Source organism: Nostocoides sp. (assembly GCF_035343835.1).
In the GTDB taxonomy this organism is placed as follows: Bacteria; Actinomycetota; Actinomycetes; order Actinomycetales; family Dermatophilaceae; genus Nostocoides_A; species Nostocoides_A vanveenii.
The window spans coordinates 1-26,364 of sequence record NZ_DAOQZV010000007.1 but is presented as its reverse complement, the minus strand read 5'-3'; the positions used below and the strand labels follow the sequence as shown (position 1 = coordinate 26,364).

The window sequence follows — 26,364 nt, the reverse complement described above, 5'->3', positions numbered from 1 at the left end:
CCGGCATACGGGAGGGCGCCGGCATACGGGAAGACGCAGCCATCCGCGCGGTCACCGCTGAGGCCGAGCACTGCGTGCGCGCTCTCCTTGCGATCCTTGCGGCCGCACCACCGAAGGCCGACTCAGCACAGGTTGGGTGACGTCGAGCAGGGTAGACCCTGCTGGAGGTGCCCTAAACGCTGCTAGCAGACGTTAGGAACGGGGCGGAGCGAGCAGGGCGGCGACCACGCCGGCATACATCCGGGACTTGATGGTCCCGAGGGTGGTCCGGTCCTTGCCGGCCAGGCCGCGCACGCGGGCTGCGGCAGCGTCCGCCAGGGATTCCAGCGGCGCAACCGCGTCGACGATCCCGTATGCCGCGGCCTCCTCGCCGCCGAAGCGGTGGCCGGTCGTCATGCTCGCCACGGCGGCCTGGGGCGTCAGCTTGGCCTGAATGAGCGCGGACATGCCGTCGGTGAAGGGGATGCGGATGTCGGCCTCGGGCAGGCAGAAGAAGCCGCGGTCGGGGCGCATCACCCGGAAGTCGTGGGCGAGCGCGAGCATCGCGCCGGCACCGAAGGCATGCCCGTTGACGGCGGCGATCGTCGGGACCGGGAGGGTGAGGATGGTCGCGAGCATCGCCTGGACCCGGCCGGCATACGTCAAGAAGTCCGCGGGGTTGGCCATCACCCACTCCAGGTCGAGGCCATTGCTGTAGAACTTGTCGCTCCCCATGGTGACCAGCGCGACCGGCTCGGTCGACGCGGCAACCTGGCCGAGCAGGTCCTCGGCGCCATCGAGCCACGCCGGGGAGAAGCGGTTCTCGTCGCCGCCGAGGTCGAGCGTCCAGAGCGGGCCATCAGTAGTGAGCGTGGGCATGCCGCTCATCCCAGCACGCCGCCCGCCTCGGCGGCACCCACGGGGCCCAAAATGTGCCTCACCCCACCACCGACCACGCCCGCAAACTCAGGCAGGCGCGCACCGCCAAGCGCGCGGCTCTGCGGCCTGCTCCGGACCGGCAATGCGGCAGACTGCCACCTGTGTCCAACGCCCCGGCCGCGGGTCACGCCCTCGACATCCTGACGCTGCTCGCCTCGCACGGCGAGCCGATGCCCGCCGCCGCCATCGCTCGCGAACTCGGCCTGCCACGCTCCAGCGTCTACCACCTGCTCGCTGTGCTCGCCGACCGCGGCTTCGTCACCCACCTGCCGGAGCACCGTCGCTACGGGCTCGGGCGCACGGCCTACGAGATCGGGTCGGCCTTCTCACGCCAAGGGCCCCTCCAGCGGCGAGCCCGCCCGATTCTGACCAAACTCGTCGACCGCACGGGCGTCAACGGGCACTTCGCCGTGCTGCACGGCAGCGACGTGCTCTATCTGATCGAGGAGCGCGCCCACGGCCGCCCACCGCTGGTGACAGACGTCGGCGTGCGCCTTCCCGCGCCCCTGACAGCGAGCGGCCTGGCGATTCTCGCCGCGCTCCCCCCACGCCAGGTCCGGGCCATCTTCCCCACGCGCGATGCCTTTGTGCGCCGCGGCGAGCGCGGGCCCGAGAGCCTGCCCGACCTCAAACGCCTGCTCGTCGACACCCGCGCCCGCACGTATGCCGTGGAGCACGACACGATCAGCCCCGGGCTCGCATCGGTCGCCCGGGCCGCGGTCGACCACACCGGCCACCCGCTCGGCGCTTTCGCCTTGACCTTCCCCTCGGCGGAGTTCGACGCCACCGCCGAGCAGCACCTCGCCGCCCTGGTCATCGAGGCTGCGGCCACCCTGAGCGCGCGCCTGGGCTGGCGCGCCTGACGGGCGACCCGCCGGCCCGGTACCTCCTCCGGGCCGGCGTGATCGCCAGGGTCAGCCGGCCGTTAGCCCGTGAGCCGCCAATGCGCCGGCCAGGCCGCCGAGGTTGAACTCACCGATAGCGCGAAAGCGCCAATCTGCTCCGTCTCGGAAGAGTTCGGCAAAGGTCAGGCTGTCCTGGCCGCCTGCGCCCTCGCTGAGCGTGAATCGGGCCAATTCGCGGTTGTCGCTCTGATTCACGATGCGGATGAAGGCGTTGCTGACGAGCCCGAAGTGCTGTGCCCGCGCCGCGGAGTCATGGATGCTAACCGCGATGCGCAGGCGCTCGATCGCGGGCGGAACCTGCGTCAATACCGCAAGGATCTGCTCGTCGTCGCCGTCCCCGTCGCCCGTGAGGTTGTCGCCCTGGTGCGTGACCGAGCCGGAATAGTGCACCTTGCTACCGTAGAAGACGAAATCAGCGTCCGACTGGCAACGCCCCCACGAGTCGGTCAAAAAGACCGAGGCATCCAGGTCGAAAGCGACCCCAGTATCGGCCGGATCCCATCCGAGACCGATCAGAATGCGATCGAGAGGCGCCGGGCCTGACTCCTTGGCCAGCGAGATCACGCTGCCCTTGCTAAGGTTGATAGCCATTTGTTGAACTACTTTCTCTTGAAAAATCGGAACCGCCGCAAATCCAGTTACGCGATAGAGGGAATCATTCCTTTCTGATGGAATATCCAGAGCAGCGGATCGAGCACGCGGAAGGGCGTGATCCCGTGCGGTGGCAATAGCTCGCCATCTGCTGCGCCCCCTAGGGCCGATGTGGTGAAAAACCGATGCGGCAGAATGTTGCCATTGGCGGGATTCTCGACCATATTGACAATGACCGTGCCATTGAGCAGCATCAAGGTGGAGCGGACTTCCTCACTGAGAAGTTGCGCACTATGTTCGTCATATCCGGGTCCACTGGTCATCCCGTGTCGGACCGACTCACGCATCAACGTCGTGCCGGGATTGGCGAATACCGGGCTGATGGGATTGTTGTGATCGGCCAGTCGTTGCAGAGCATCCACCTTGGCCAGGCAGATGGCCAGATGCGGGCGCCCCGCGCCCATGTGACGAAGGACAGTTTGCAGGACCTTCTGTGGCTCCTGCCCAACCGCTCGTTGCCGCGGAATGAGATTCTCCAAGGCATCTTGAATGCTCTTGATCGCCAAGGGGTCAAACAGAAAGATGACCAAATCGGCACGCCCGAGGAAACTAAGATTCAGTTTGGCCTCAGTCGCCTCCAGGTCTTCTCCCGCGATATCGCGTAAAGCGAGGTACCGCCGCTTGCCATTGATCTGACCCATGCTGTAGAGCAGGGAGCGGGCCTGCCCAGGCGGGGTGGGTGGGTAAACCATGCCAGTGAGAATCTGTTTGACATATTCCTTTTCTTCGTCGCTCTCCGAGTACCGCGACTCGAAATCGAGCGATGAACGCAGTTCTTCGATAAACTTCTCGAGGAATAGTCGCATGACGCCGATCGATACCGATTTCCCGGTTGCCCGGGCTCCTGCCAGCGCCACGCATACGACGTCCGACTCCCCGACATCGGCCGGCAAGGGGTAGCGACAGACGGTGCACGCGCGCGTCATCGACACCCCGCAGTCGGTGCAGAATTGCTGCGCTCGGGGCGCCCAGGCCCCGCGGTGATCACTCGGCCGCACCTCCTCGCGGCGTTGCTTGACAGTCATCTCGTGCCCGAGATAGCTCGTAGCCAGGGGCTCCGGGGATGCCGGACCCGCACACTCGCGGTTCATGCACTGCCAACGGGCCCGCCCCGGGTCGACGTCGCTGAAGCACAGGGGGCACTTACTCACGCGCCCACCGCCCGCCCACAGGCGCTATTGGCGTCAAAACATCCGCGCAGGAGGTCCTTGGCAAGTGCCGGGCGGCGGGAATCATCGAGTGGGCCAGCCGGCCATACGGTCACATCGACCGGCCCCACGGCTGCCGGCGCAGTAGCCGGGTTGGCGACGACCACGAGGTGGCGCGCCTGCATATCCACGTCGGCGAACTGGGCGAGAGAGCCCGGCACGTCGTCACTGATCAGGTAGACGACACTGAGTTCGTTGCCGTTCGACGGTGCCAGACTCGGCAGATCGAGCGAGGATCCCAGCCCGTATGCCGCCTCCTCCAGCGCCTCGAGCAGAGCCTCCGGATCGTCGTAGCGCCGGGGCGGGCTGGTGGCGAGATACCACTCCAGTCGCTTGCCCTCACCCCCGAGGACCGCGTGGATACCGGCTATGCCCTCGAGTGCCTCATTCAGGCTCGAGCGGACCTGACGGGTTTTCATCGAACCCGAGGGGTCAACGGCAACAACGACGTGCGCCCGCTGGGTGGGCGGGACGCTGGCGACCCCGAGGACCTGGCGCGCCGCCGCCGCCATCGACGCAGCACCGCCGGTGAGATTGTCATTGGGCGGCTCGATGCCCGCTGGTCGAGCGAAGGTCAACCAGTCGTCGTCGACGCTCAGCGTGACCACATCTGCGACCGGCATCCCGCCGAGCCCTGCGACCGTCCACGAGACCGAGTCGAGACCGACCGTGGCCGTCACATTGAGACGCGGTTCCGCAGGGAAGGGACGTCCGTCAGCGCGGGCCACGCTCAGCGTCACCTGCTTGGGCAACTCAGTCGAAGGCCTGTTGAACATGCCCATATACCCCGCGCCGTGCTGGGTCCAAAGGCCTTTGATCGACACCGCCGGATCGGCAGTTCGCAGGTGGATCGTCACCGGCTCGCCACCCAACGATGCCGCAACCATGACGCGACCGGCCCGCAGACCGACGGGGGCTTTCCCGAGTTCGTAGTTGGTCATCTAGTTTCTCCCTCTCACACCGAAGCTGTCGGGCTCGACTTGCCGAAGAGGCGTCCACCGGCGTGGCGGAGCCGATCGCCCATGCCCTTGCTGCCGCTCGTCGTGGCGAACCAGGATCGGGCGAAGTCGGCCACCTCGGGGTTATCCGGGAAGGACTCCTGCACGAGGCTCAATAGCGCGTCCCTGGTGCCGACCAGGTCCTCCTTGACCATGCCGGCATAGAAGCTTTCTAGCCCGGCCACGACGGCCGGTCGTCCGTCCTCGTCGGCGAGGCGGTGGGCAAGCGTGGCGGGCGATGAGGTGATCGGCCTCGGGAAATCCGGGTCGGACAACACGGCCCGGAGGGTGATCTGGTCGATCCGGTCGAAGCACCACTGCACATCGGTCATGGGCAACTCCAGGACGGCAGCACACAACTCGTCCAGCCCAGGTGCGAGAGTGCCTGGCGGCGGCATCATGCTCGCCAAGAAGCCGTGCTCTCCACTACGCACATCCGCCAACTCGACCGCGCAGGCCAGATGGGCTGCCCATAGTGGCCCGACCGGCGATCGCGCCGTTCGGCAGAGCTCCGAGAGGGCGGCAATGGTGTTCGGCGCATACGTTCGGGCTGCGACGTCGAAGGTCGGCGCCCCCCACGCCTGCCCGGATCGCACCATGGGCAGCCAACGCAGTGCCCGGTCGATGGCCGGTCGATCGCCCTGCGCCGACGCCTCCGTGAGGAGGGCGAAGACGTCGTCCGCTTCACCCGGAAGCCCACGCACGATGGCACCGGCGAGTTGGCTGTCGGTCGGCCGATAGCCGTTGGCTCGGAGGAGCCGCAGCTCGGATGCCACCAAGGGATTCGACTGATCGACCACGGCGATCAGGTCGGAGCGCTCATGCGCGAACTGCTCCTCGTGCAACTGGATGGCTTCGGTGAGCAATCGCTCACGACCCTTCTGACGCAACTCTGGATCGCGGGCACCCGTGGCCGCGAGGGCCAACGCTTCGACGTCGAGCAACGACAGGCTCTCCGGAATCGGCCCCGCCGCGGGACCCTCCGGGTAGAGCCAGGCCAGGACCGCCACAGGCAATCGCCTCCCGATCCCCGCCGCGGCCCCGATGTCCAGGGGCCAGTCGGCAAGCGCCGCACGTATCACCACGAGCGTGTCGCCGTCGGGTTGGCACCCGGCGGTGAAGACCTCTCGGGCGGAGGTATCCGCCAGCACGGGTCGAAGTGCCCCCGCCAGGAACGGGAGCAGCCGACCGACCGCCAGGGCGTCGGGGTCGTGACTGGGCCAGCCGGTCCGGATGATCAAGTCCGTCAGGCTGACGGCGGCCACGGCACGCGTGATCGGGTCGGAAAGGGCCGCCGCGCGCTCGATCGCCCGTGTCAGCCCAGTGGCCAGCGCCGGGTCGGCGGCCGGTTTCCAGCCGGGATCGCGCCGGGCCGGCGCGCCACCTTCCTGGAGCAACCACGCGTCATCCGCGAGTGCTCGGCCGAGGTAAATCCGTTGCAGGACATGCGCAATCGGCCCCGGAGCGCACTCGTTCAACGCCGCCCAGGACTCTCCGGTGGTCGAGCCCGTATGCCGTCCCACCAGTTCCGCAGTCGAGTCCAGGAGGTCGGGGCAGACGGCCAACTCTGGCGGGCTGCCCGCCCGCAATGCGGCGGCAATGGGGTGGGAGAGGAAGTCCCAGGCATCCATCCGTCCTGCCATGGCCATGGCTAGCGGCCAGTACCGAGCCAGCGCCCGATCGCCGACGCGGGCAGCAATGGCGTCGATCTCGTCGAGGACCTCCACCGGGTCGTCGGCCAGGCTCAACATGCCCAGCGCCAACGCCCCCCAGGCAAGTTCCCCGCGCTCGTCCCCCGGCGACCAATCCCGAGGAGCCAAGTCGTCGCTCGTCGCGAAGGCCGTGACCTGCGGGAAACGCTCCCGGACTTCTGCGAGGTCGCGCGGTGACATGCAGACCAGGTCGAATCGGCCGATCCGCTCCGGCTGCAGCGCCCGCGGCGTCTCCCATACTCCAAACCCCATCTGGGCGGCGGATCCGGGTGACATCAGGTGGGCTACCGCGCCGACCCACAAGGCGCCGTCATCGGGCGAATCCACGCCCAGGACAACCGGGCCCCGAGCGCCGCGAGGCAGTGCGAGTTCCTCCAGTAACCGCGAAAGCACCGCCAACCGCCAGGTCGTGGGGTCGAGCAGGAAATCGCACACCTGGCGGCCGCCAACGGCAGGCCCAGGCCCCGGCGCCAGTTCTGGCAATGCACTCGCCCGCACCTCTGCCGCGCCGAAAGGCGTCACCCAGCCTGGCGAACGCCAGCGATCGACAGCGCGGACGGCATCCGTTCCGGCATCGCGGTCGAGGATCGCGTGCACGAAGACATTCCCAGTCCGTCCGCTTTCGTCCGCTCCCGCGGGGGCCGTATGCCAGATCGCCAACTCCCCGGGCGCGACCGGGTAGGCGACGAGGTTGCGGTTGAAGCGCGCCACTTCCTCGGGCGCCGCGAAACGGGGCAACGGCTGGCCGAAGTCGGTGCGCGACGGATCCGCACCGCTGACGATCACATCGCTTTCGGCCTGCGTCGGAGCCCCTATGGCCGAATGGATGCCGAAGCCCGTTTGTCCGGAGGTGTAGGCCATCTGAACAAACCGATCGGCGGCCGGGGCGCGGACGGCATCCGTCATCAGCCCCACCTCAGCTGCGCGATCGGTGGGTCGAGGACCACGATGCGGCGGGCCAGCTCAGGCGGAACCCCGGGGGATACGAAGACGCGGAGATAGCCGCGGGCCACGCCGCCCGGAACCAGGATCCGCCACTTCGGCATGTCGGGGCTATAGGTCAAGGTGGCCGGCCGGAAGGCCTGGATCGGGGCGGAGCCGTCCGCCGCTTCGTCGGGAACGGTGCCGAGGATGGTGCCGTCCCGAGCATGCATCGGCAGGCGGTCGTCGCGGAAGACGACCACGAAGGGCGGTGGCCCCTGGACGGCATCATTAGGCGCCCAGACGGCGACCCGTGCATAGTCGACCGGTCCCACCCGCATCCGGCGACGGATCTCGACCGCGTACTGAATGCGCAGCCGTCGAGTCAGCGGCACGGTGACCGCCTCGCTGACGGTCTGACCGCGACTTGCGGTCAGGAAGACGGCCATGTCCTGCGTCGGGGCCAATTGCAGCCGCAGCCCGCCGTGGCGACGGTAATCCTCCTCCGAGACCTGCGTGTACCAGGTTCCGGCGCAGATGTCCTGAGGCGCGGCACCCAGCGGTCCGAGGTGAGCGCGGACATATGTGGCGCCGGGTGGCCAGACGAAGGTGACGACCTGCTCGGTCACCCGATCGACGAGTCGCGGGTCGCCGGGCGGGACGATGCACTCGCTGCTGACCGGCGTGCCGGGCAGCGCCTGCTGACCCAGGATGGTGACCGGGACGAAGTAGATTCGAGCCCAGTTCGGCGGCCAGACCACCCCGAGCATGCGCACCTTGCCCGAGGCGTCGGGCAACTCGATCGGGTTGCGGCACCGTTCGACGTCGGTGAAGCCCATCTGGGGCAACGCCCCTTTGTCGACCTTGACGCCGAGAATCCCGGGACCGACCGGTTCCTCAATCCGGAAGATGTGACTCAAGCTCACCGGCGACTGGGTCCACTCGAGATCGACCTCACCGGGGTCGTACTGCGTCGGGTAGCGGACCACGTGGACGGCGAGGTCGGTGATTTCGCGGATGACGGCCGGCCACTCCAGGCGCACATCAACCGGACCGGAGGTATGTCCGGCACCGGTTCCGTCACGCGCCTCGACGATCATCCGATAGGTGTAGCTCGCCCCTGGCGTGCCGCCACGATCGAGGCACCCCGTCAGGTTGTCACGATCGGTGCTGATCTCGAATGCCGCGTGCCCAAGAGTGAGATTGACGCCATCCGGCAAGCGGTAGACGCGGACGCGCTGAGCACCACCGGGTGCCGCCCACACCAGAGAGACCTGGCCGAAGTCGGCCGTCCCCGAGGCCTCAGTCACCCCGCCGACCCGGACGCACTCGGCGTGCAACTGCGGTTGAGCAGCCTTGGCTTCGGCTACGGTGCTGCCGGAATTGGCCCAGATCTGGACGAATCGGAAGAGGGAGTTGACCGGTGCCGGATCGATCGCCGAGGTAGAGGTTGTGGCGAGAAGGATGTCACCCATCTCCGGGACCAGCGGACGCTGGGCGTCGGAGACGACAACTCGGAAAATCGTGACGATTCCGGGCAGGGCGGGCCAGCGATAGGTGACCTGCCCCTTCTCGACCACCTGCTCGACGATGGTCGTGGCGGGCTGGTCCGCGACGCTCATGGCCTCCGCGTAGCCGCCGAGCAGCTCTCCGGCGGAGTCCTCCGAACCGTGGACAGTGTCCACCGGCCCGCTTGTTGTGGTAGCGGTCGGCGCCGGCTCTGGGTCGGCTGCGGGTTGCACGGGCGCGATGACGGACCGTGGCGGGATGGACCCATTGGAGCCGATGGACCCATCGGAGCCCGATATGACTTTTGCGGCGCCAGGATTGGTCGGGGACCCGATGCGCGACGCCGGCTCGACTTCCGGCGGCGACGTGGGCGAAGGTGCGGGCGCCGGGTTGGCCGTGCGGGTCGGAGTTCCCGCCGGCGCGGTGGCCCGCCGCATCCCGTCGGCGGGGGGATACACCGGATCGGTGCCGGGGACCCATGCGGCGTGCTCGGCCTGGACTTCAGGCCGCTCCTGGGTCGCGAGCTGGAGTGGCGCAGCGCTCTGCAGGGGCACCGTGGGGGCGGGCGATGGCTCGGCGTGCCGGGACCCGGGCGTGGCCTGCGATGTCGGCGGTATGCCCGCCCCGCCCAGTGCGCTCCTCGGCCGCGTCCGGCCCAGATCGTCCGGGGCCGAGCTCGCCGGCCTCGGGGTGCGGCCAAGCGCATCGGTGATCAGCGCAAACAACTCCGCATCGAACGGCGCCAGGGCCCGAACGCGCCGGCCGACGTCCTCGGGCGCCGCGAGCGAACGCACGAGAAACATCAGCTGGCCATCCGTCACGCCACCCTGCTTGAGACGACCGCTCGCTTCGGCGACGCTGCGCCACGCCCGCAACTGCTCCATCGCAAGCGCCTCGGGCGTGGAGGCAGCAGGTGATGGCGTTGCAGCGTTGGCTGATGGAAGGGCAGCCTGGCCGGTCTGCGGCTGCGGCGTCGGGTCAACCGGTCGCGGTGTGAGCAGATCCGGGGTCAGGTGCAGGCTCTCCCAGGTGACACCGAATCTGCTCTGGGCCTGCAAGAAGGCGATGACATGCACCCACGGAGCGATGGTCGGCGAGGGTGGGTCCGGAATCTGGCCTTGGGCGCAGATCTGCCGCAGTTCCTGTTCCGTCGGCAGCGGAGCGACCCCGCGCGCGAGCATCGCGGCGCGCCAACTGAGCAGGATGCAGTCATTCGTTGCACACACGGTGGGTCCCCTTGGTCCCTCAGAAGGTGCTATTGCCCAGCGCGGGGCGCACCGGGGGGGTAGAAGCGCGCGGCGGGACCGCAGAGCGCGAGAATTCGTCGTCGGGTAGCGGAATGGGGGGTGGGACCGGGTCCGGCAGGATCGGCATATCGGACCGAAGGAACTCCGGCGCCATGGCGTCGGAGAACTGAACCAGTACCACCGTCCGCGACAGGCCGTCCACACGCTCCTGCGACCAGGGGGCGAGGGGCGTCGGCATGCCACCGGTCACACCGGAAGCGGAGAACAGTTGGCTGGGGAACATGGTCGGTGTGGTCACCTGGGCGGTCAGGCCACCGAGGAACTCCCCGAGCGGGGTCGACGCTCCTGTCTCGACGCGAACCGTTGCCAGTAGTTGATCGAGCCTTTCGCGTCCGGGGCCGTGGAGAAGACTCACGATCTGTTGCCAGAGCTGATCCCCGGCCCGACCGGGAACGCCCTGGGCGCCAAGGGCGTCGACCCACATCGGCAGCAGGACGTCCTCCTGGACTGCGCGCTGCTTGTAGAGCAGGCGGGGGTCGTCCAGCAGGACGCTCCCGCGCGGCCCGATGAGATTCCCGGACGAGCGCAAATACGTGTCCCACACAGGGTCGAGCCAGCCGATGGGGAAGACCTGACGCCGCAACTCGACCGCGGTGCGGGCGATCGCTGCATCATTGACCAGGGCCTTCCCGAACTGGATCGCTAGCGGGTGATCGGTGCCCGGCGTGCGGCTCTCCACGGCCTGGGTCCCCCCGCGCCCCAGCGGGTCCCCTGCGAAGAGCGCAAGCACCTCCGCCCAGTGCTGAAGCAGCCGATAGGCGTCACCGCACCGGCGGGCGTCACGGATGGCCGCGGCCAGATTGAACTCGGCAGCAGCCGCCTTGCTGAGTGCCTCGGCCCGTGCGTTCTTGAGCTGGAAGAGTTTCGCTTGAGCCCGCATGAAAGTCAGCACGGACCCAAGGAGCCAGCACAAGATCCACACGGTGACGGCGATAGCAACAACCACCCAGCCCATCAAGGCCAGCACGCCAAGCGTCACCGTGGCCGCCACGAGGAGAACAAGCCCGATCAGGAGCCATCGCAGCCGCTTGGCCAGGCGCACTTGCTCGCGCCGGATCTCATCGGGGAGCCCGGAAGTCGCTGCGGCCGCCTCGAGGATCTTGGTGTACTCCGCGATCTCGGCCAACCGAGCCTCGAACTCACTGGAAAGCCGCTGCGCAACTTTCGCCGTGTAGGTGGTGCGCATCCGTTGCCACCACCCCGAGAAGCTCTCCAGCGTCGAGGTAGCTTCGGCACCGGCCAACGGATCCGCGGCGATCGCACTCACTGCCCGGCCGAAGCGGTTGACGGACATCGTGTCGTAAGGCGCGAGCGAGTCGTTCGGGATGGCGGCCCGCACCGTGCCGGGGATCTCGGTGAAGGAGTCGGAAGCACGGGAAGGAGCCAGCATCCGACCGAAGCGGAGGACCCCGGTTTCCATCCCGATCCGTGGCGCCTCCAGTCCCCCGCGCGCCTGTCCGTCCAGGAGCGTCAAGCCACCGGCGACGACGTCCATCCACAGGCCGTCCAAGCGGGCATGGACTTGATGGCCCTCCGCTTGCGGCAGCGAGTTCTCGATGGTGGCCAGAGCCCGGATCTGGTTCTCCCAGCTGCTGCCCGGGCCTCCACGCACACCGCCGACGACGACCGCGAAGGCACTGTTCTGGCCGAAGATCGCCCCAGTCGCCGCGCTGGCAAAGCGATACTTGGCCGTATAGATGACCTTGTCGGCCCACGCGGCCGGGGCATTCTTCAGCGCCGCCCACAGGAAGGACCACAGCATCCGGAAGGCTTTGAAGAAGCCCAGGTCTTCGACGGGGGCCTTTTCCGGTCGACGGCGCGCACTGAGGTAGACGTCCTGGTGGCGAGCCCAGACGGCATCGGACATCTGCTGATTCGCGTGGTCGATGTTCTCGATATAGGTCGCCGGGGTAGTGCCGCCCTCGAGCACGAGCGGATAGCCATCGGCGAGTCCGAGCGCCTGCCTCTGAAGAGCTTCGTGCACATCGGTCCCATCCAGGTGACGCGCGAAGGCGCGCAGGACCCGGAACTGGCGGCCCGGCGGGGGCGCCTGCTGATCCAGCGGCCCGGCATCCTGGCTGTCGAACAGGGCGCCGAGGACGGCGACCGCCGGAAGCGCATAACGCGCCAGATCCTCACCGCTCGCGGCGCCCTCCAAGGTGTTGTGCGGGCGGGTCGGCCCGGCGGCGTCGTCCGGCGAGATGAGCAGGTTGTGCCACCCCTCGATGCCCGTCAACTCGCCGACTCTAACCCCGAGCCGGGTCAGCACGAGATGCAGTTTGGTGGTCCGTATCTCACCACCGGCAGCGCTGACACCGGCGAGGACGCCTTCCGCGGCCCGGGTGGAGGCCACGCCGGCAGCGAGGTCGGTGGTCAGCGCCACAACGCGGACGTGATGAGGGGATCGCCGGGCCAGCAGGTCACCGGGCGACCAGACCGTCACCTCGCCCGCCTCCACCAACCGCGCTTCCGCGCCGCGCAGGCCGGCCCCCGGTGGCGGCATCCAGACGAACGGCCGAATCAGCCCGGCAGCCGACCAGTCCCGCAGGGCGGCCGGGATGCCCGCGAGCACCGGGTCCTCGGTGACGATGATGGTCAAGTCGTTCATCGGCATACGGTCCTCGTCCTAGAACGTCGAGTTCATCAAGCTGGAGTTGCCGGTCGTCGAACCGGCGATCGAGGCGGTGGTGACCATCTCGATCAACTGCGGGAGCACGACCATCAGGTCGGGCGCGAGATCACGGAAATAGGGCACCCGCTCGCGCTGATCCGGCGAGGTGATCCGGGCGAATTCACCGGCGCCGGCGGCGTCGAAGTGATCGCCCACCAGGCCCAGGATCGAGTTGAGCCACTCCAGCGCCGCGGTCCGGCGATCTTCGCCAGTGGATGAGGCTTCTGGGCCGGGGACCCGGGAGCCGGGACCGGCGGGGGTCTTGCCGTCGGTCAACCACTTCGCGATCGCATCCGATGCGCGCAGCCGGAACATGCCGGCTGCCATCTGCGTGGGGCCGTTCGGGTTGTCATCCCACAGGCTGCGCAGCGATTCGTAGGGCGCCATGGATTGACCAACAGGGCTGGCGCCGAAGTTGGCGACGGCGAGTAGGTGCGACTCGAGCACCGCCGGCAACCAGTCGAAGTTCCGCAGGAAGCGCTCGGGTGGCGTGAGCAGCGGGTTGGGGAAGGCTTGCCAGGTGTTCTTGTGATGGTCCCAGACACGGACCGGCTGGCTGTAGGGCGGGGCGGGAATGTCGATCTCGCCGGTGATCTGTCCGAGGAACCACCCGGCGATCATGGCCTGGCGCTCGGCCTTGCTCATCGCCAGGGCGGCTCCGAGGGGGCGGCTGCGCCGACCGTGCCAGAAGGTCATTTTCGAGTCGGGGGAAAGCGATTGCGCCCATTGCGCGCGGGTCGGTTCGAGAAGGCCGGAATAGACGACCGGCAACTCGTTGGGGTAGTAGCCGAAAACGTCGATGCGCGTCGCCGGAGCCTGGCTCAGGGCGAGTGTCAGGTTCTGCGTGGTCAAGGCATCGACCGTGGAGTCCTGCGTGACGAGGGCTTCGAGGTCGGCCGCGATCGGCAGGCCGGCGAAGGGGATGTCGGAGAAGAAGAAGTTCACGGTCGCGGGCCCGTCGTGGACCTCGTCGACGACCTGCGGGCTGACCTGAGCGAACGGGACCGCCTTGGTCAGGACCTGTCGGAACTTGCCGACGACCTCGCCGCTGCGCTGTCCGCCGCCGGAGTCGACATACGAGCGGATAGATTCCTGGACAAAGATCGAGAAGGACGATTGCGTCCGGTTGACATATTGCCGAGCCCGGTCGAGGACCTCGGTGGCGGAGACGTGAACGGCATACACGGCCCGGGCCGGGATCTGTGGACGTCCGGTCGACGGGTCGATCGGCAGGGACTTGGCCACGAATTGTGGATCCGTGGAGATCAGCCCACCAGGCGGTGAGTATCCGCCGGCCGTCGGCCAGATCCCGGTGACTACTGCCCGAATGGTCCGGCGCCGGGCCTCGGCGGCCGGCGGGGGTGCACCGTCGCTCTCGGACTGGCTGGCCGCAGCGAGATCGCGGAGATATTGCTCTGGGAAGGCTGCCGCCGGCGTCAGGAGAACTTCGTTGTCGGCCGCGCTCCATCGCGCATCGACGATGACATCGGAGTCCGACGGCCACAGCGGGTACTGGGAGGTAGCGACGGTCGCCAATCCCGTGCGGGTGGCCGCGACCTGTTGAGCAGTCTCGACCTCGCGCAGCGCGGACTGCACTGCCTCGTCCAACGGTGCGAGAACATTGGCTGACACGTCAGCGAGGACCTGCGCGACGAGAGTGCACCACTGACCACGGGCGGCTCCGTCGAGCACGTGGTAATAGCGATCGCGCACCTGGTCCACGACCTCTTGACCCCGGTTGATGACGCCACGCATGTTCTGGAACAACTCGCCGACTGTCGCCGGGATCTGCTCGGCATCCGGCGTCTGCGCGCCGAGAGCGGCCAACCCGGTCGCTCCGTAGTTCCCGGAGAGGTGCTCTTGCAAGGCGGCGAGTAGCTCTTTGGTATAGACCAGGCCGTGGGTCGCGATCGCCTCGCCGATGACGTGCTCGACGCGCTGGACGAACTGCCCCGACCAGGTGAACGCGTCGGCATAAGCAGCGTCCTTGGTCAGCTGGCCCAGCCGGGCCCGCCGGGAGTTGAGGAAGCCCATGAGCGTCGGCATGTACTGCTCGGACGGCATGCCTGCGGGTGCCATGGGCATCTCGTTGGTAAAGCCGCGCTCGATGACGGCCCGGGCCATCTGAGCGGACTTCTGCCGCGGCAGGCCGATGTCGTAGACCCACCGCGCCAGGGCCTGCGGGTCTTGGCCACCGCCGACCGGCAGGCCCAGCTGGGTGCACGCATACGGCCATTGAGAGGCCACCATCGCGCGGGCTTGCAACTGTCCGGAGTTGGGGTTGCCCTTCTGCAGGTGGCCACCGATGAGGTGGTCGAGCGCCGCGCGCGCCATGCGTTGCGCGGCATACTCCGCATATCGATCACGTCCCATCGACAACGACGCGTAGCCGATCGACCCCCATTGAATGTCGGGGTTGCTGTGCGCACCCCAGCCGAAGGCTGAGACCCTGGTGTGGGCGCGTGGTGTGAAATTCTCCAGAATGAACTTACGGTAATTGTCCAGCGCCTTATCGCTGACCGAGAGCGCCGCCAGGCACTGCCCGACCCCGCGGTAGATCGTCTGCATACTGCCGTCGCCGAAAGGCGTCCCCGCGGTGCCCAGGAAGCGCCCGACGGGGATGACTCGGGCAAAGGGCACCGGCGCGGCACCTGTGACGGGCGCCCCCACAGCCGCAAGAAGGGCGAGATCGTGCTCGTGCGACTCGCCGAGCTGGCTGGCCACGATCTCGCCGAGCATGGCCAGGGCATTGGGTCGCACGCCCGCGCGCAGCGACGCCGGGATCGAGTCGAAGACGTCCGGTGAGCACATGAAGACCGACATCATCGAACTGTCGACGATCTGGCCTAGGATTCGGCAGACATCGAGCGCGATGGAGGCGCCCGTCCCGCCGGCCATCGAGGAGAGGACGATGGTGTAAGCCGCTGACGACGCGTCATAGGGCTCGCCGAGCGCTTGCGCAACGGCATACATCTCACTGGTGGCCTCCGCGGACTTCATCACGTCCACGGCCGCCTTCAACTGCTCCAGCAGGCTTGGTGCACGAGAGGCAAGGAGCACCCGCCCTAGCACACGCTGCTGGCCGGCGCCCAGTTGGATCGGCACCGTGACCCGATCGGGCCGCCGCGGCGCCCAAGTGGCGATCTCGCCCATGGCGCTGCCGCTGGTGACGGCGCGGTCGACGATCGCATAGGAGCCGACCTGTGGGGCCAGCGCGATATACCGGCCCCCGAGATCCCAGACGGTTCCCAGACCGGGCGCCATCGCATCCGGGGCCGGCGGGCAGTCGACGTGAATGAATCCCCAGCCGCGAGGCAACTCCTCGATGCCATGGCGACGCAAGTCCGAGCGAAGCTGGTCCATCAGGTAGCCCAGGAGGGCCCCACCCGAACCGCCACAGCCGACGAAGAGGATATTGCGCACAGAAGGCTCCTTTGGGTCGCGGTCAGCGAGCCGGGTTGTCGAAGTCGGGCGGGGTGGTGCCGCGGGCCGTCCGAGGCGCGGTTGCGTCGAGGCCGGGCTGCGGCGTTGTCCTCGGATCACCGCTCGGGGCAGGTAGGGCCCAGGGATCTGCGCTCGCTGCGCTCGGGGCGGCCCACGGATCTGCGATCGGACCGTTCGATGGGGCGGGCGTGCCTGACCAGGGAGCGGCCACGGTCCCTGAAGCCGCAGGTTCGCCCCACGGCGCGGCCATGGTCTGCGACGAGGCCGGCTCGCCCCACGGCGCGGCCATCGTTTGCGAGGGGGCCGGTTCGCCCCATGGGGAGGCCACAGTCCCGGACGGCGACGGCGACCACGGATCGCCACCTGAGGTTCTCGGCCCAGGCTGTGCCTGACCCCATGGGTCCTGCCCGCCCTGCCAGGAATCGGTGCCCGCACCGGACGTCGCCGGCACGGCCCATGATCCGCCGCCCGCGGGCGACGGCGAGGCCCACCCGCCATCCGGGTGGGTCAGCAAGGGTCCGTCGGCACCGCCGGCACCGCCAGGGTCGACTAGACCACTTGGTCCAGCCGCCGCAGGCGCCCCCGCCAGAGCATCCAGCCGCTTCGGCACCTCAGCGAGCGCGCGGTCGATCATGTCCTGGCGCTTCTCGGGAGGCGCATCCGCACTGACGAGAAGAAGTAGACGACCCTGACCCGGGCCACGCTCGGGAGCAGTGAAGAGTGCCCAATTGTTGTGAATGGCGAGCGGCAGTTCGGCCCCACCGTCCTTGCGCGGGCCGGACTGACTCTGGGAGACGCCGACTGCGCCGGCAACCGCTGCGAGCACCGAGCCAGGCCCGAAGGGCAACCACCCATTGCGGACCCGTAGGTGGGCCTCGCCCACAGTCAGCGCGGTCGCCCCGCCCGTGGGGACCACGATGGGATCGCGCAACTCCGATGGCTGCAGGGCGAACGGCATACCGGCGCGGGTGACCAGGCCGTTCTCCACGGCCACATCGAAGGTGCCGCCCAGCAGGGGGAGGGCGGGGATCTTGGAGTTGACGCGTTTGACGAGGTACATCAGGGCCAGCGGGACCCCGATCCCACCCAACAGCACTAGGGCGAAAGTCGCCCACTTGGTCGTGGGGTTGGCGGGTTTGTCGAGGTCCGCCACGAAGGCCACCGACTTGGTGCGCGCCTGCGCGAGCTTGTCCGTCTGGGCGAGGTGGGCGGTGATGGTGCCATTGACCGAGCCATTGGCTGCCGCCGTCGTGGTCAAGGTGACGGGGATGTCCTTCGACTCGCCTTCGGCCAATTGTACGCACGATGCGGCATTGCCGGCCGAGCTCGACACACCGACCGTTCCGGCCTTCTCCGGGGAGGCGGTGACTTGTGGGGCGTCGAACCAGACGCACCCCGGACCCGTGGCCTTGATGGTGGTCTCGAGCTTGGCAATGCCGGTCGCGGTGCCGAACGTCAGTTTGTCGCCGATGACCGGGAACCCCGGTGGCGGCAGCACCGGAACATCGAAGTTTGCCGTGGCCGGGGCCATCTTGGTCCCCGGGATGGCCTTGCCCTTGGCGGGTTTGACCTCGGCGGTCGTGAGGTTGACGCTGGCCGTCAGAGTGCCCGTGCCCTCGGCGGCATCCGTCAGGTCGATGACCATGGGTTTGGCCAAGGCCGCGGCATCGAGATCCGTGGCCACCGGGATCTCTGTGCCGGCGGCGTCGGTGAAGACGGCCGAAAAGGCGACCTTGCCCAGGAGCGACGCCGGGTCGATGGGCTTGCCGTCATGACTCTGCAGACCGATCTTGACCGGATCACTGGGCCCGCCGGCGTAGATCTTGCCGGCCGGCATGGTGACGACGGGCTCAATGTCGGCGGAGAGTTCGAGCTTGGTGATCGACTGCGCGTTCGCGGATTTCGCGTTCGGGTCGACGAAGACGACCGACCATTCACCGGTCCAGGATTCCTTCTTGCCGAAGTCCAGCGAGACCGTATGCGGCGTCAAGCCGTCGCCAGCGACGGTCGCCGGCCCGACCGTGGTCTGGGTCTCCCCGGCCATCGGCACCTCGACGGCCTTGCCCGACGGGGGGACCACAAAGAGTTTGAGACCGTCGGCATTCGCCGATGCCGCCACGTGCACGCGCGTGATCGAGTTATCCAGGACGAACTTGTGCGCTTGCGTCGGGCATATCTGTCCCTGGCACACCTTGCGCAACTGTTCGACGGTCACGCTGCCGGGCGCCCGGAGGGCGTCGAACGCCAGGATCAGTTGGTCGATGTCCGTGGCCAGGTGAAAGTCGCCGGTGCCCTTGGCGGAGACCGCTCCACAGTTGTTCTCGCCGAGGGCGATCGACCGCATCATTTGCAAGTCATCGGCCGTGGCCGTTTTCGCCGCCAGACCGATACCGAAGGTGGCGATGCCGGACGAGCGCACCTGGTCGGCGAGCCCGCCTGTGCGGCACAGGTCCTTGGCCGCGGCCGCATTGGCCGTGGCGTCGTCGGTCTTCTTCTCCAGATAAGGCTTGACGATGTTCTTGCCGTCCGCGTTGGGATAGGTGGCGAAGGCGTCGAGCTTGCCGTCGCTGAACCACAGCACCGCCTGGCAGCTGGATCCGCCCTTGGCGGCTCGCTGGGTCAGTGCCTTCCGAGCGCCATCGAGCGCCATCCAGTAGTCGGTCTGCTGACCGGTGTCGCGCGTCCGGAAGCCATCGAGATCATTCTTCAGTTGGGGGAGGTCTCTGCCTGCATCCAGCCAGCGACCACTCGCGTCCTGGACGCCGCCAGAGAAGCCCATCGTCTGAATGGCGATCTTGACCCCGGTCTCCAGACTGAGGGCGCTCCACTGCTTGACGAGATATTTCGCAGCGGTGACGCGAGCACCGTCCGGGTCACTGCCCTGGAGCGAACCGGACTCATCGAGCAACAGGACGACATCGGCCGTCTTCTTGCCATATAGGCAGGCGCCGAATTTGGCCAGTCCTGCTGAGGAGCCCGATTCCGCCGGGAGGGCCGAATATCGCGGCTGCATCGGTGCCGCGGCGGCCTGAGGCAGCACGGCCAGCGCGCCAGGTGCGCCCATGGCGAGAACCGTCGCCGCGGCCATACGGATCAAGGGGCTCATCGCGTCGCCACCCAGTCGGCGATGACGTAGGCCGCGACGCCGACGGCGAGGAGGGCGACCACGCCGACGGCGATGGACGCCGGGCGCGCCCAGTCTCCCTCGTAGAAGGCCCGAGCACGCTGGCGTTCATCGCGTTTGACGAACTCGCCGAGAAGCAGGACGGCGGCCGGGCCGGCCAGCACCCAACTAGCGGCCGCTACGCCCACTGAGCCGGAGAGGGCGAAGGCGGCAACCAGTGCGCCGGCCAGGGCGACCACCGCGCTCGCGGCAGCGCCCGCGATCCAAGGAACGGGCGGGCTGCCGGGCGGGAGCGGCGTTGCGGCAAGCGTCACACCGTTCGGGTCGATGAACCCGGCGTCGCCCGACCACATGGTGTCCGACAGGGAGGCCGCTTCGTTGCCCGCCGGCCATCCGAAGGCACTACCGCCCTGAGCCTCGGGAGTCGAGGTGCTGGCACCCGCCCAGTCGAAGTTCGCGTTACCCGGGTTGGAGAAGGCCCCCCCGGTCGCCGCGTCGCCGCCCAGGCCCGAGGGATTGTTGAAGTCCCAGCTCATGAATCGTCCTCTGTACGCGGGGTTGCACTGGCACCGGCCAACTCGCCCGGCAGGCCATGTGTCAACGTGCCGGAGCGATCGGCCGGCGACCAGTCCTCACATTGAGGGACAGGCTGACGACAGGCCCGGAGAGGGGCTCAGAACTGATCCGTGCCAACGAACTGGCGCTCCAGACGGTCCGCATTCCACTGATCAGCGCAAGTGGCCGGTCGATCTCATTGGGATCGACGTTTTGCAGCGGAACCGAATGCCGCAAGGTCAGCATTGAGCCCACCAGCCCCAGCCCTCCGCACACCAAATTGCTGGTTTCCTTGAGCACGGTGCCGAGGTCGACTTGTGCGATTTTGGGGAAGGGCGATTCGAAGGTCACCCATTCTTCGGCACCATTCATGAGAGAAGACTTCCACACGAAGATGACCTGGCTTCGAAGGTCGCCGGTATTGAAGATCAATTTCACCATGGTGTCGTTTTGATCGGCGATCTTGTAGTTGCGGTTGACTTAGTCGACCAGGGACGCCCAGTTGGCCATGGCCGTCAGCGTCCGTGATGTCCTGCGTGCTCGTTGCACACGAGGCCGGTGTTGTTGCACTGGCTGCAGGTGAGCTTGCCGAACATGCCCGAAGCCCGGCCGCCATTGCAGCTCGGGCAGTCACGCAGTGGGCGGTGACACTTCTTGCAATCCATCGATTCGTCCTTTCGAGATTCGAATACGCACCGGCCGGCGAATATTCGAAGGGAGGATTCCATCCCTAAAGGTGAATGTTGCAAGGAGAGCGGGAAAGCCCCCACTTTGGGAGACAAATTCCTGAATGCCAGCCGTCCTGGCCATTGCCATCGGCGAAAGGTTGCGTTCGCTTCTCGGGCAGGGGTGTCCCCAAAGATGGGGACATCCGTCCGGGCATTGCCCTGCCTAGAGTTGGCGGGACATCACGCTGCTGCGATTTGGACGTGGTGCTGACCACCGCGAAGGACTGGTGAACCGCATGGGCGATCCCTGGTCGACGGACGACCTCAGGCTTTCCGACCCCGATGCCCACCCCGCCCCTGGCCAGCCCACATCCGGAGGGGCGGCACCCGGCTGGGCCGGTGGCGCCGCGACGCCCCTCTATCCGGCGTTCGGCACGACACCCGCTTCCGCCTCGCCCGCCTACCCGGCCTTCGGCACGATACCCGCTTCCGCCGCGCCCACCTTTCCATCCGCGATGCCCGCCCAAGACTTGGCGCCCTGGGCCCAGCCGTCGACTCCGGTGCCCTACGCGACAGCTGTCGCCGTTGGGGAACAGAGGAGAGCGACAAGGACGCCACGCCGCGGCCGACTCGGGCTCACCGCCTTCGGCACTGTGCTCCTGGGCACCGTGGTCGGCGGCTTCCTTCTCTACCAGGCCATTGCTTCCGTGAGCCTGATCTCCAAGGATCCATTGGGCGACGGGTTGCTGTGGCTCACCGGTTGGGTGGGGATGGACGTCATCATCACTATCGGCCTGATCATTGCGGTGATCGCCCTGATCCGCGGATCCCGCCGCGGTCTGGCCGGCGTCGCCCTCGCTCTGGGCGTATTCGTCACGCCCTTGGTCTTCCTCGGGGCGGTTCAACTCGGCGCCGACGTGGTTCAGGAGCGCGTACGCACACAACTCGCGGGGACCGCGGGGGCCGCCGGCACATCCGTCATGGCCTATGCGGACGAAAACGACATCGACCTCGGTCCCTTCCGGCCGATCTTCGACGCCCTCCTCGATGACGGCCGGTAGGCCACACCCAACGACGTTCTTCGCTCCTTCGTCACTTCGGTACTTCCGCGGGACCCGGACCCCTGACGACGTTGCGTAATCAGGTTCATGTCTGAGACTGCGGCCACCCTCACACGGCCAGGCCCGAGCCCACGCGGGCGCACAGCCCTACCGTGGACGCCATGCGCGCGATCACCATTCCCGAGCCCGGCGGGCCCGAAGCCCTCGTCCTCGCCGATGTGCCGACCCCTGAACCCGGGCCGGGCGAGGTGCGCATCCGCGTGGTCGCTGCGGGCGTCAATCGCGCCGACGTCATGCAGCGGCGCGGCTTCTATCCGCCCCCACCCGGCGCCTCGCCCTATCCGGGCCTCGAAGTCAGTGGCGTCGTGGACGCTCTCGGGGCCGGCGTCACACAGTGGTCTGCCGGCGATCAGGTCTGCGCGCTGCTGACCGGCGGCGGCTACGCCGAGAACGTCATCGCGCCCGCCGCGCAGTGCCTACCCATCCCCATGGGGGTGTCGGTCACCGACGCCGCCGCCCTGCCCGAAGTCGCCTGCACGGTCTGGTCCAACGTCTTCATGACCGCGAAGCTCACTGCGGGAGAAGTCTTGCTCGTCCACGGCGGGTCGTCCGGCATCGGCACGATGGCCATCCAACTCGGCCGGGAAGCCGGCGCTCGCGTCGCGGTCACCGCGAGCAGCCGCACCAAGCTGGACGTATGCCGTGACTTGGGCGCCGAGATCCTCATCGACTACCGCACGGAGGATTTCGTCGAGCGGGTCCGGGCCGCCACCAACGGTCACGGGGCGGACGTCATTCTCGACAATATGGGCGCGAAATATCTCGCCCGCAATCTCGACGCCCTCGCTCTCGACGGGCGCCTAGTCGTCATCGGTCTGCAAGGCGGCGTCAGTGCCGAGCTCAACCTCAGCCTGCTGTTGAGCAAGCGCGCTGCGGTCCACGCGACTTCCTTGCGTTCACGGCCACTGACTCAGAAGGCGGCGATCGTCGCGGGCGTCCGCGAGCACGTGTGGCCACTGCTCGAGGCGGGCCGGGTGCGGCCCGTTATCCATGCGGCATACCCGCTCGCCCGCGCAGCGGAAGCGCACCAGGAGATGGAAGCCAGCGGCCACATCGGCAAGCTGCTCCTCCATCCCTGACGCGCGCGGGCCCCACTCGCCTGGCCGCGCAACACGCGCCTCACACATCACAACCGCATCGCTTGACGCGCCTGCATACCCGGTATAGTCTCGCGGTGTTCGCCCTAATACTCGGTATGCACGCCGAGTCAGGGGCCGCACGACGCCAGGAGCCACGATGTCGGTCAAGTTGGGATTGCTCGCCCTCCTCGCCGAGGAGCCCATGTACGGCGCTCAGTTGCGCAGCGAGTTCGAGGCGCGCACCGGCGGCACCTGGCCGCTGAATGTCGGGCAGGTCTACACGACCTTGGCCCGGCTCGAACGCGACGGCCTGGTCGAGCAGGACGCGCAGGCCGACGAGGAGGGCCGCATCCTCTACCACCTGACCGTGCTCGGCCGTGGTGAGGTGCAGCAGTGGTGGCAGACCCCGGTGCGGCGCGACGAGACGCCCCGCGATGAACTGGTCATCAAGCTCGCGATCGCCGTCACCACCCCGGGCGTCGACGTGCCGCGGGTGGTCCAGACCCAGCGCACGGCGACCGTGGCTCACCTGCGCGACCTGACGCGCCTGAAGGTGCAGGCAGCCGACCGCGAGCAGGCCGCCGGTGCCACCGAGAACGACCTGGCCTGGGTCCTCGTCCTGGAGAACCTGATCTTCGCCGCGGAGAGCGAGGTGCGCTGGCTCGACCACGTCGAAGCCCGCCTCGCCAGCGAGGCACGCAAACCCCGGACCCGCACGTATGCCCGCCCGGCCGGGCCCGGGCCCTCAGGCGCCGCTCGTCCCTACTCCCGAACCACCGTCGACACCGCAACTATGCAGGGGGCCCCGCAATGACTGCACCGATCCTTCGCCTGACCCATGTCACGCGTACCCACGGCGACGGCGACACCGCCGTCCTCGCCCTTCGCGGCGTCAGCCTCGACGTCTTCCCGGGCGAACTGGTGGCCGTCATGGGCCCCAGCGGCTCGGGCAAGTCGACACTGCTCAATCTCGCCGGCGGCCTCGACAAGGCCTCCAGCGGCGAAGTCTGGATCGAGGGCCAGGAGCTCGGCTCGCTGAGCGCCCTGCAGCTCGCGGCCCTGCGCCGCCGCCGGGTCGGCTTCGTCTTCCAGGACTTCAACCTCATCCCCTCGCTCACCGCCAGCGAGAACGTCTCTCTCCCACTGGAATTGGACGGCACATCCGTTCGCGAGGCACGCGCCGCAGCCCGTGCCGTCCTGGAGACAGTCGGCGTCGTCGACCTGGCCGATCGCTACCCCGACAAGATGTCGGGCGGGCAGCAACAGCGCGTCGCCATCGCCCGCGCCCTCGTCGGCGACCGCCGCCTCGTCCTCGCCGACGAGCCCACCGGTGCCTTGGACTCCCACACCGGTGAGGGTGTGCTCCGCGTCCTGCGTGAACGCTGCGACTCCGGCGCCGCCGGCCTTCTCGTCACGCACGAAGCCCGGCACGCCGCCTGGGCGGACCGGGTGGTCTTCCTGCGCGACGGCGTCGTCGTCGACACCACCGGCCCCGCCGAGGTCGCCGAAGACCTTCTCGTCGCCTCGGAGCACTGAGCCGTGACCACCTCCATCATCGAGCGCCCTGCCGCGCCCGCGGCACCTGCACCCCCGAGCCGATCGGGCAGCCGCTTCCAGCGCTGGCTGGCCAGTTGGCGGGTCTCACTGAAGATGGCCCGTCGCGACGCCCTGCGCTACAAGGGCCGCAGTGTGCTCGTGCTGATCATGGTCGCGCTGCCCGTCGGCCTGATCGTCGCCGGACTGACCTTCGCCAGCACCAGCACGCGCAGCACCGCAGAGAAACTGCCCTGGCTGCTCGGCAACGGCCAGGCCATCATCCTCGGGATCTCCCCCGATGTCGTCGAACAGGGGGTGGACGGCAACAACAGCTGGTCAACGTCCGACGGGACCGAGCATCCGCCCACGGCCAAGCGCATTCCGGGCCTGACCGACGACGGCACGCTGGCGCAACGGACCAAGGCCCTCGGCGCTATCGTCCCCGGCACGCTCGTCCCGGTGCAGACCGGCGAGTTCCGATGGACCGACGGGACGCGGCGGCCATACGGCACCGTGATGTTCATCGACCCGAGCGTCGATCTCGGCCCCAAGCTGCACCTCGTCTCCGGTCGGTGGCCGGCGTCCAATGACGAAATCGTCGTCACCCCCGCCGGCCTGCACAACGGGCTGCCGGGAGACGGCACGCTTGAGCTGAACGCCGGGGAAACCCGGCGGCAGATCACCATCGTGGGTATCGCGGACGTTTTCGACGCCGACATGGGCATGCCCTATGCCATGACAACGGCCGCGTGGGACGAGCGGAATGTCTACAGCACCTCGTGGATCGTCAAACGCTCCACGCCGATGACCTGGGCGGAAGTCCGCAAGCTCAACGGTTACGGATTGGCGATCACCAGCGCCGATGTGGTGGCGCACCCCCCGCCGGCCTCGGAAATGCCCGGTCAGGGATATGACGCCCAGCGGCAGATGGACACCGAGACCAAGGTGATGGCCGCCATCTTCGGCGCCGTGCTCTTCTTGGTCACCGCCCTGCTCGTCGGCCCGGCCTTCGCGGTCAGCGCCGGCCGCCAGCGCCGGTCGCTAGCGCTCGCCGCCAGCAATGGCGCCGAAGTGCGGCAACTGCGCCGCTCGGTGCTCGCCGGCGCCCTCATTCTCGGCGTCCTCGCCGCCGTTGCTGGGGCCGCGCTGGGGGCGGCCTCGGTGGCGGCGGGGGCGGCCGTATGGCGCGGCATCCGTCCGTGGTCGACGCTGGTCGGTCCCTTCGACATCCCGATGATCGCGGTCATCATCGTGCTGATCTGCGCCGTGCTCGCCGCGTTGACGGCCGCGATGATCCCGGCTCTGCGGCTTGGCCGCCTCGACATCGTGGGCGTGATGAAGGGGCAGAATGTCTCGCCCCCGCACAACCGCATCCTGCCGTTCGTCGGCCTGGCCCTGTTCGCCCTCGGCGCTGCCGGGCTCTTCCTCGCCGTCACGGCCAATGCCACGGCGCCCGGCGTCGCCGGGGTTTTCGGGCTCGTCGGGGGCGCGATCTGCGTGATTCCGCTCGGCCTTGTGTGGGCCGGCCGGCTGGCCGGTCGCTTCCCGGTGGCCGTTCGGATGGCGACGCGTGATGCCGCCCGGCAACGTCACCGCTCCGCCCCTACGGTGGCCGCATTGATGGCAGGGGCCGCGCTCCTGGCGACCTTCGCGATCGCCCTGGAGAGCAACTCCCGGTTCGAAGCGAAGCATTACCAGCCACAGACGGTTGCTGGGGAAGGCACCCTGTGGAGTGCCGAGTCGGAGTACCCGACTCTCGTCAAGCAGATCACCACCCTGGCGCCCACCTGGCGGGTCGTCGAGGAACGCGCGGTCCAGGGTGACTACACCGGGAACACGGCACCGACGAGCGAACCCTTCGTCGTTGTCGTCCCTCCTGGGTGCAGCACAGCCCAGGCGCTTCCTCAGCTGGACGACGGCAGTGCCCCACCACCGGAACAGCCCGCTGCGGATCCGTGTCGCACGGTGACCTCCATCGGCTATCTGCCCGGTGCCACGCGATATGGCGTGACGGTGGTTCCGGCCGCCGAGATCGCC

At 68.2% G+C, this 26,364-nt stretch carries 17 protein-coding genes; 6 read left to right on the top strand and 11 right to left on the bottom strand.

Going from position 1 to position 26,364, the window contains the following annotated elements; all coding sequences use genetic code 11:
• Window positions 1-192: 192 nt before the first annotated feature.
• A complete protein-coding gene (locus PKH97_RS01270) occupies window positions 193-858 on the bottom strand; it encodes an enoyl-CoA hydratase-related protein (RefSeq protein WP_324385584.1) in 666 nt (221 codons plus the stop codon).
• A 161-nt stretch (window positions 859-1,019) separates the two neighbouring features.
• Here PKH97_RS01270 and PKH97_RS01265 point away from each other — a divergent pair, with 161 nt between their 5' ends.
• A complete protein-coding gene (locus tag PKH97_RS01265) occupies window positions 1,020-1,781 on the top strand; it encodes an IclR family transcriptional regulator (RefSeq protein ID WP_324385583.1) in 762 nt (253 codons plus the stop codon).
• A gap of 51 nt (window positions 1,782-1,832) precedes the next feature.
• Here PKH97_RS01265 and PKH97_RS01260 read toward each other — a convergent pair whose 3' ends face one another.
• The 10 genes from PKH97_RS01260 to PKH97_RS01215 form a co-directional block, all read right to left on the bottom strand.
• On the bottom strand, window positions 1,833-2,414 hold the full coding sequence (locus PKH97_RS01260; protein WP_324385582.1) for a TerD family protein: 582 nt from the start codon (window positions 2,412-2,414) through the stop codon (window positions 1,833-1,835).
• A gap of 47 nt (window positions 2,415-2,461) precedes the next feature.
• Complete coding sequence (locus tag PKH97_RS01255) at window positions 2,462-3,499, bottom strand: hypothetical protein (protein WP_324385581.1); 1,038 nt, start codon at window positions 3,497-3,499, stop codon at window positions 2,462-2,464.
• A 122-nt stretch (window positions 3,500-3,621) separates the two neighbouring features.
• Window positions 3,622-4,623 (bottom strand): hypothetical protein, encoded by a 1,002-nt coding sequence (locus PKH97_RS01250; RefSeq protein ID WP_324385580.1) that lies wholly within the window; start codon window positions 4,621-4,623, stop codon window positions 3,622-3,624.
• A gap of 14 nt (window positions 4,624-4,637) precedes the next feature.
• Entirely contained in the window at window positions 4,638-7,298 is a 2,661-nt protein-coding gene (locus PKH97_RS01245) for a hypothetical protein (protein WP_324385579.1), read from the bottom strand.
• Window positions 7,298-10,048, bottom strand: a complete 2,751-nt coding sequence (locus tag PKH97_RS01240; protein ID WP_324385578.1) for a hypothetical protein — start codon at window positions 10,046-10,048, stop codon at window positions 7,298-7,300. Before PKH97_RS01240 ends, PKH97_RS01245 begins: the two co-directional genes overlap by 1 nt.
• A 19-nt stretch (window positions 10,049-10,067) precedes the next feature.
• Window positions 10,068-12,743 (bottom strand): hypothetical protein, encoded by a 2,676-nt coding sequence (locus PKH97_RS01235; RefSeq protein WP_324385577.1) that lies wholly within the window; start codon window positions 12,741-12,743, stop codon window positions 10,068-10,070.
• Window positions 12,744-12,755: 12 nt separating this feature from the next.
• A complete protein-coding gene (locus PKH97_RS01230) occupies window positions 12,756-16,223 on the bottom strand; it encodes a tubulin-like doman-containing protein (protein ID WP_324385576.1) in 3,468 nt (1,155 codons plus the stop codon).
• Between the two features lie 22 nt (window positions 16,224-16,245).
• Window positions 16,246-19,350 (bottom strand): hypothetical protein, encoded by a 3,105-nt coding sequence (locus tag PKH97_RS01225; RefSeq protein WP_324385575.1) that lies wholly within the window; start codon window positions 19,348-19,350, stop codon window positions 16,246-16,248.
• Window positions 19,347-19,904, bottom strand: coding sequence for a hypothetical protein (locus PKH97_RS01220; protein ID WP_324385574.1), 558 nt, complete (start codon window positions 19,902-19,904; stop codon window positions 19,347-19,349). Before PKH97_RS01220 ends, PKH97_RS01225 begins: the two co-directional genes overlap by 4 nt.
• A 61-nt stretch (window positions 19,905-19,965) precedes the next feature.
• Window positions 19,966-20,364, bottom strand: a complete 399-nt coding sequence (locus PKH97_RS01215) for a hypothetical protein (protein WP_324385573.1) — start codon at window positions 20,362-20,364, stop codon at window positions 19,966-19,968.
• 880 nt (window positions 20,365-21,244) lie between these two features.
• On the opposite strand from PKH97_RS01215, the gene PKH97_RS01210 reads away from it, so the two are divergent.
• From PKH97_RS01210 to PKH97_RS01190, 5 genes are all read left to right on the top strand, one after another.
• On the top strand, window positions 21,245-21,652 hold the full coding sequence (locus tag PKH97_RS01210; RefSeq protein WP_324385572.1) for a hypothetical protein: 408 nt from the start codon (window positions 21,245-21,247) through the stop codon (window positions 21,650-21,652).
• A gap of 161 nt (window positions 21,653-21,813) precedes the next feature.
• Window positions 21,814-22,791: an NAD(P)H-quinone oxidoreductase gene (locus tag PKH97_RS01205; protein ID WP_324385571.1), complete on the top strand. Its 978-nt coding sequence runs from the start codon at window positions 21,814-21,816 to the stop codon at window positions 22,789-22,791.
• A gap of 157 nt (window positions 22,792-22,948) precedes the next feature.
• Entirely contained in the window at window positions 22,949-23,605 is a 657-nt protein-coding gene (locus PKH97_RS01200; RefSeq protein ID WP_324385570.1) for a PadR family transcriptional regulator, read from the top strand.
• The gene (locus tag PKH97_RS01195; protein WP_324385569.1) at window positions 23,602-24,327 is read left to right on the top strand and encodes an ABC transporter ATP-binding protein; all 726 of its coding nucleotides are present in this window, start codon (window positions 23,602-23,604) and stop codon (window positions 24,325-24,327) included. The genes PKH97_RS01200 and PKH97_RS01195 overlap by 4 nt, the downstream gene beginning before the upstream one ends.
• A 3-nt stretch (window positions 24,328-24,330) precedes the next feature.
• Window positions 24,331-26,364 (top strand): ABC transporter permease (locus tag PKH97_RS01190; RefSeq protein ID WP_324385568.1); only part of this gene is annotated, 2,034 nt, incomplete at its 3' end.

What these genes read in the sequence shown, in the direction of transcription:
- PKH97_RS01270 (WP_324385584.1), bottom strand. Translation starts at nt 858, where the DNA reads ATGCCCACGCTCACTACTGATGGCCCGCTCTGGACGCTCGACCTCGGC.
- PKH97_RS01260 (WP_324385582.1), bottom strand. Translation starts at nt 2,414, where the DNA reads ATGGCTATCAACCTTAGCAAGGGCAGCGTGATCTCGCTGGCCAAGGAG.
- PKH97_RS01255 (WP_324385581.1), bottom strand. Translation starts at nt 3,499, where the DNA reads ATGACTGTCAAGCAACGCCGCGAGGAGGTGCGGCCGAGTGATCACCGC.
- PKH97_RS01250 (WP_324385580.1), bottom strand. Translation starts at nt 4,623, where the DNA reads ATGACCAACTACGAACTCGGGAAAGCCCCCGTCGGTCTGCGGGCCGGT.
- PKH97_RS01245 (WP_324385579.1), bottom strand. Translation starts at nt 7,298, where the DNA reads ATGACGGATGCCGTCCGCGCCCCGGCCGCCGATCGGTTTGTTCAGATG.
- PKH97_RS01235 (WP_324385577.1), bottom strand. Translation starts at nt 12,743, where the DNA reads ATGCCGATGAACGACTTGACCATCATCGTCACCGAGGACCCGGTGCTC.
- PKH97_RS01225 (WP_324385575.1), bottom strand. Translation starts at nt 19,350, where the DNA reads ATGAGCCCCTTGATCCGTATGGCCGCGGCGACGGTTCTCGCCATGGGC.
- PKH97_RS01220 (WP_324385574.1), bottom strand. Translation starts at nt 19,904, where the DNA reads ATGAGCTGGGACTTCAACAATCCCTCGGGCCTGGGCGGCGACGCGGCG.
- PKH97_RS01215 (WP_324385573.1), bottom strand. Translation starts at nt 20,364, where the DNA reads ATGGTGAAATTGATCTTCAATACCGGCGACCTTCGAAGCCAGGTCATC.
- PKH97_RS01205 (WP_324385571.1), top strand. Translation starts at nt 21,814, where the DNA reads ATGCGCGCGATCACCATTCCCGAGCCCGGCGGGCCCGAAGCCCTCGTC.
- PKH97_RS01200 (WP_324385570.1), top strand. Translation starts at nt 22,949, where the DNA reads ATGTCGGTCAAGTTGGGATTGCTCGCCCTCCTCGCCGAGGAGCCCATG.
- PKH97_RS01195 (WP_324385569.1), top strand. Translation starts at nt 23,602, where the DNA reads ATGACTGCACCGATCCTTCGCCTGACCCATGTCACGCGTACCCACGGC.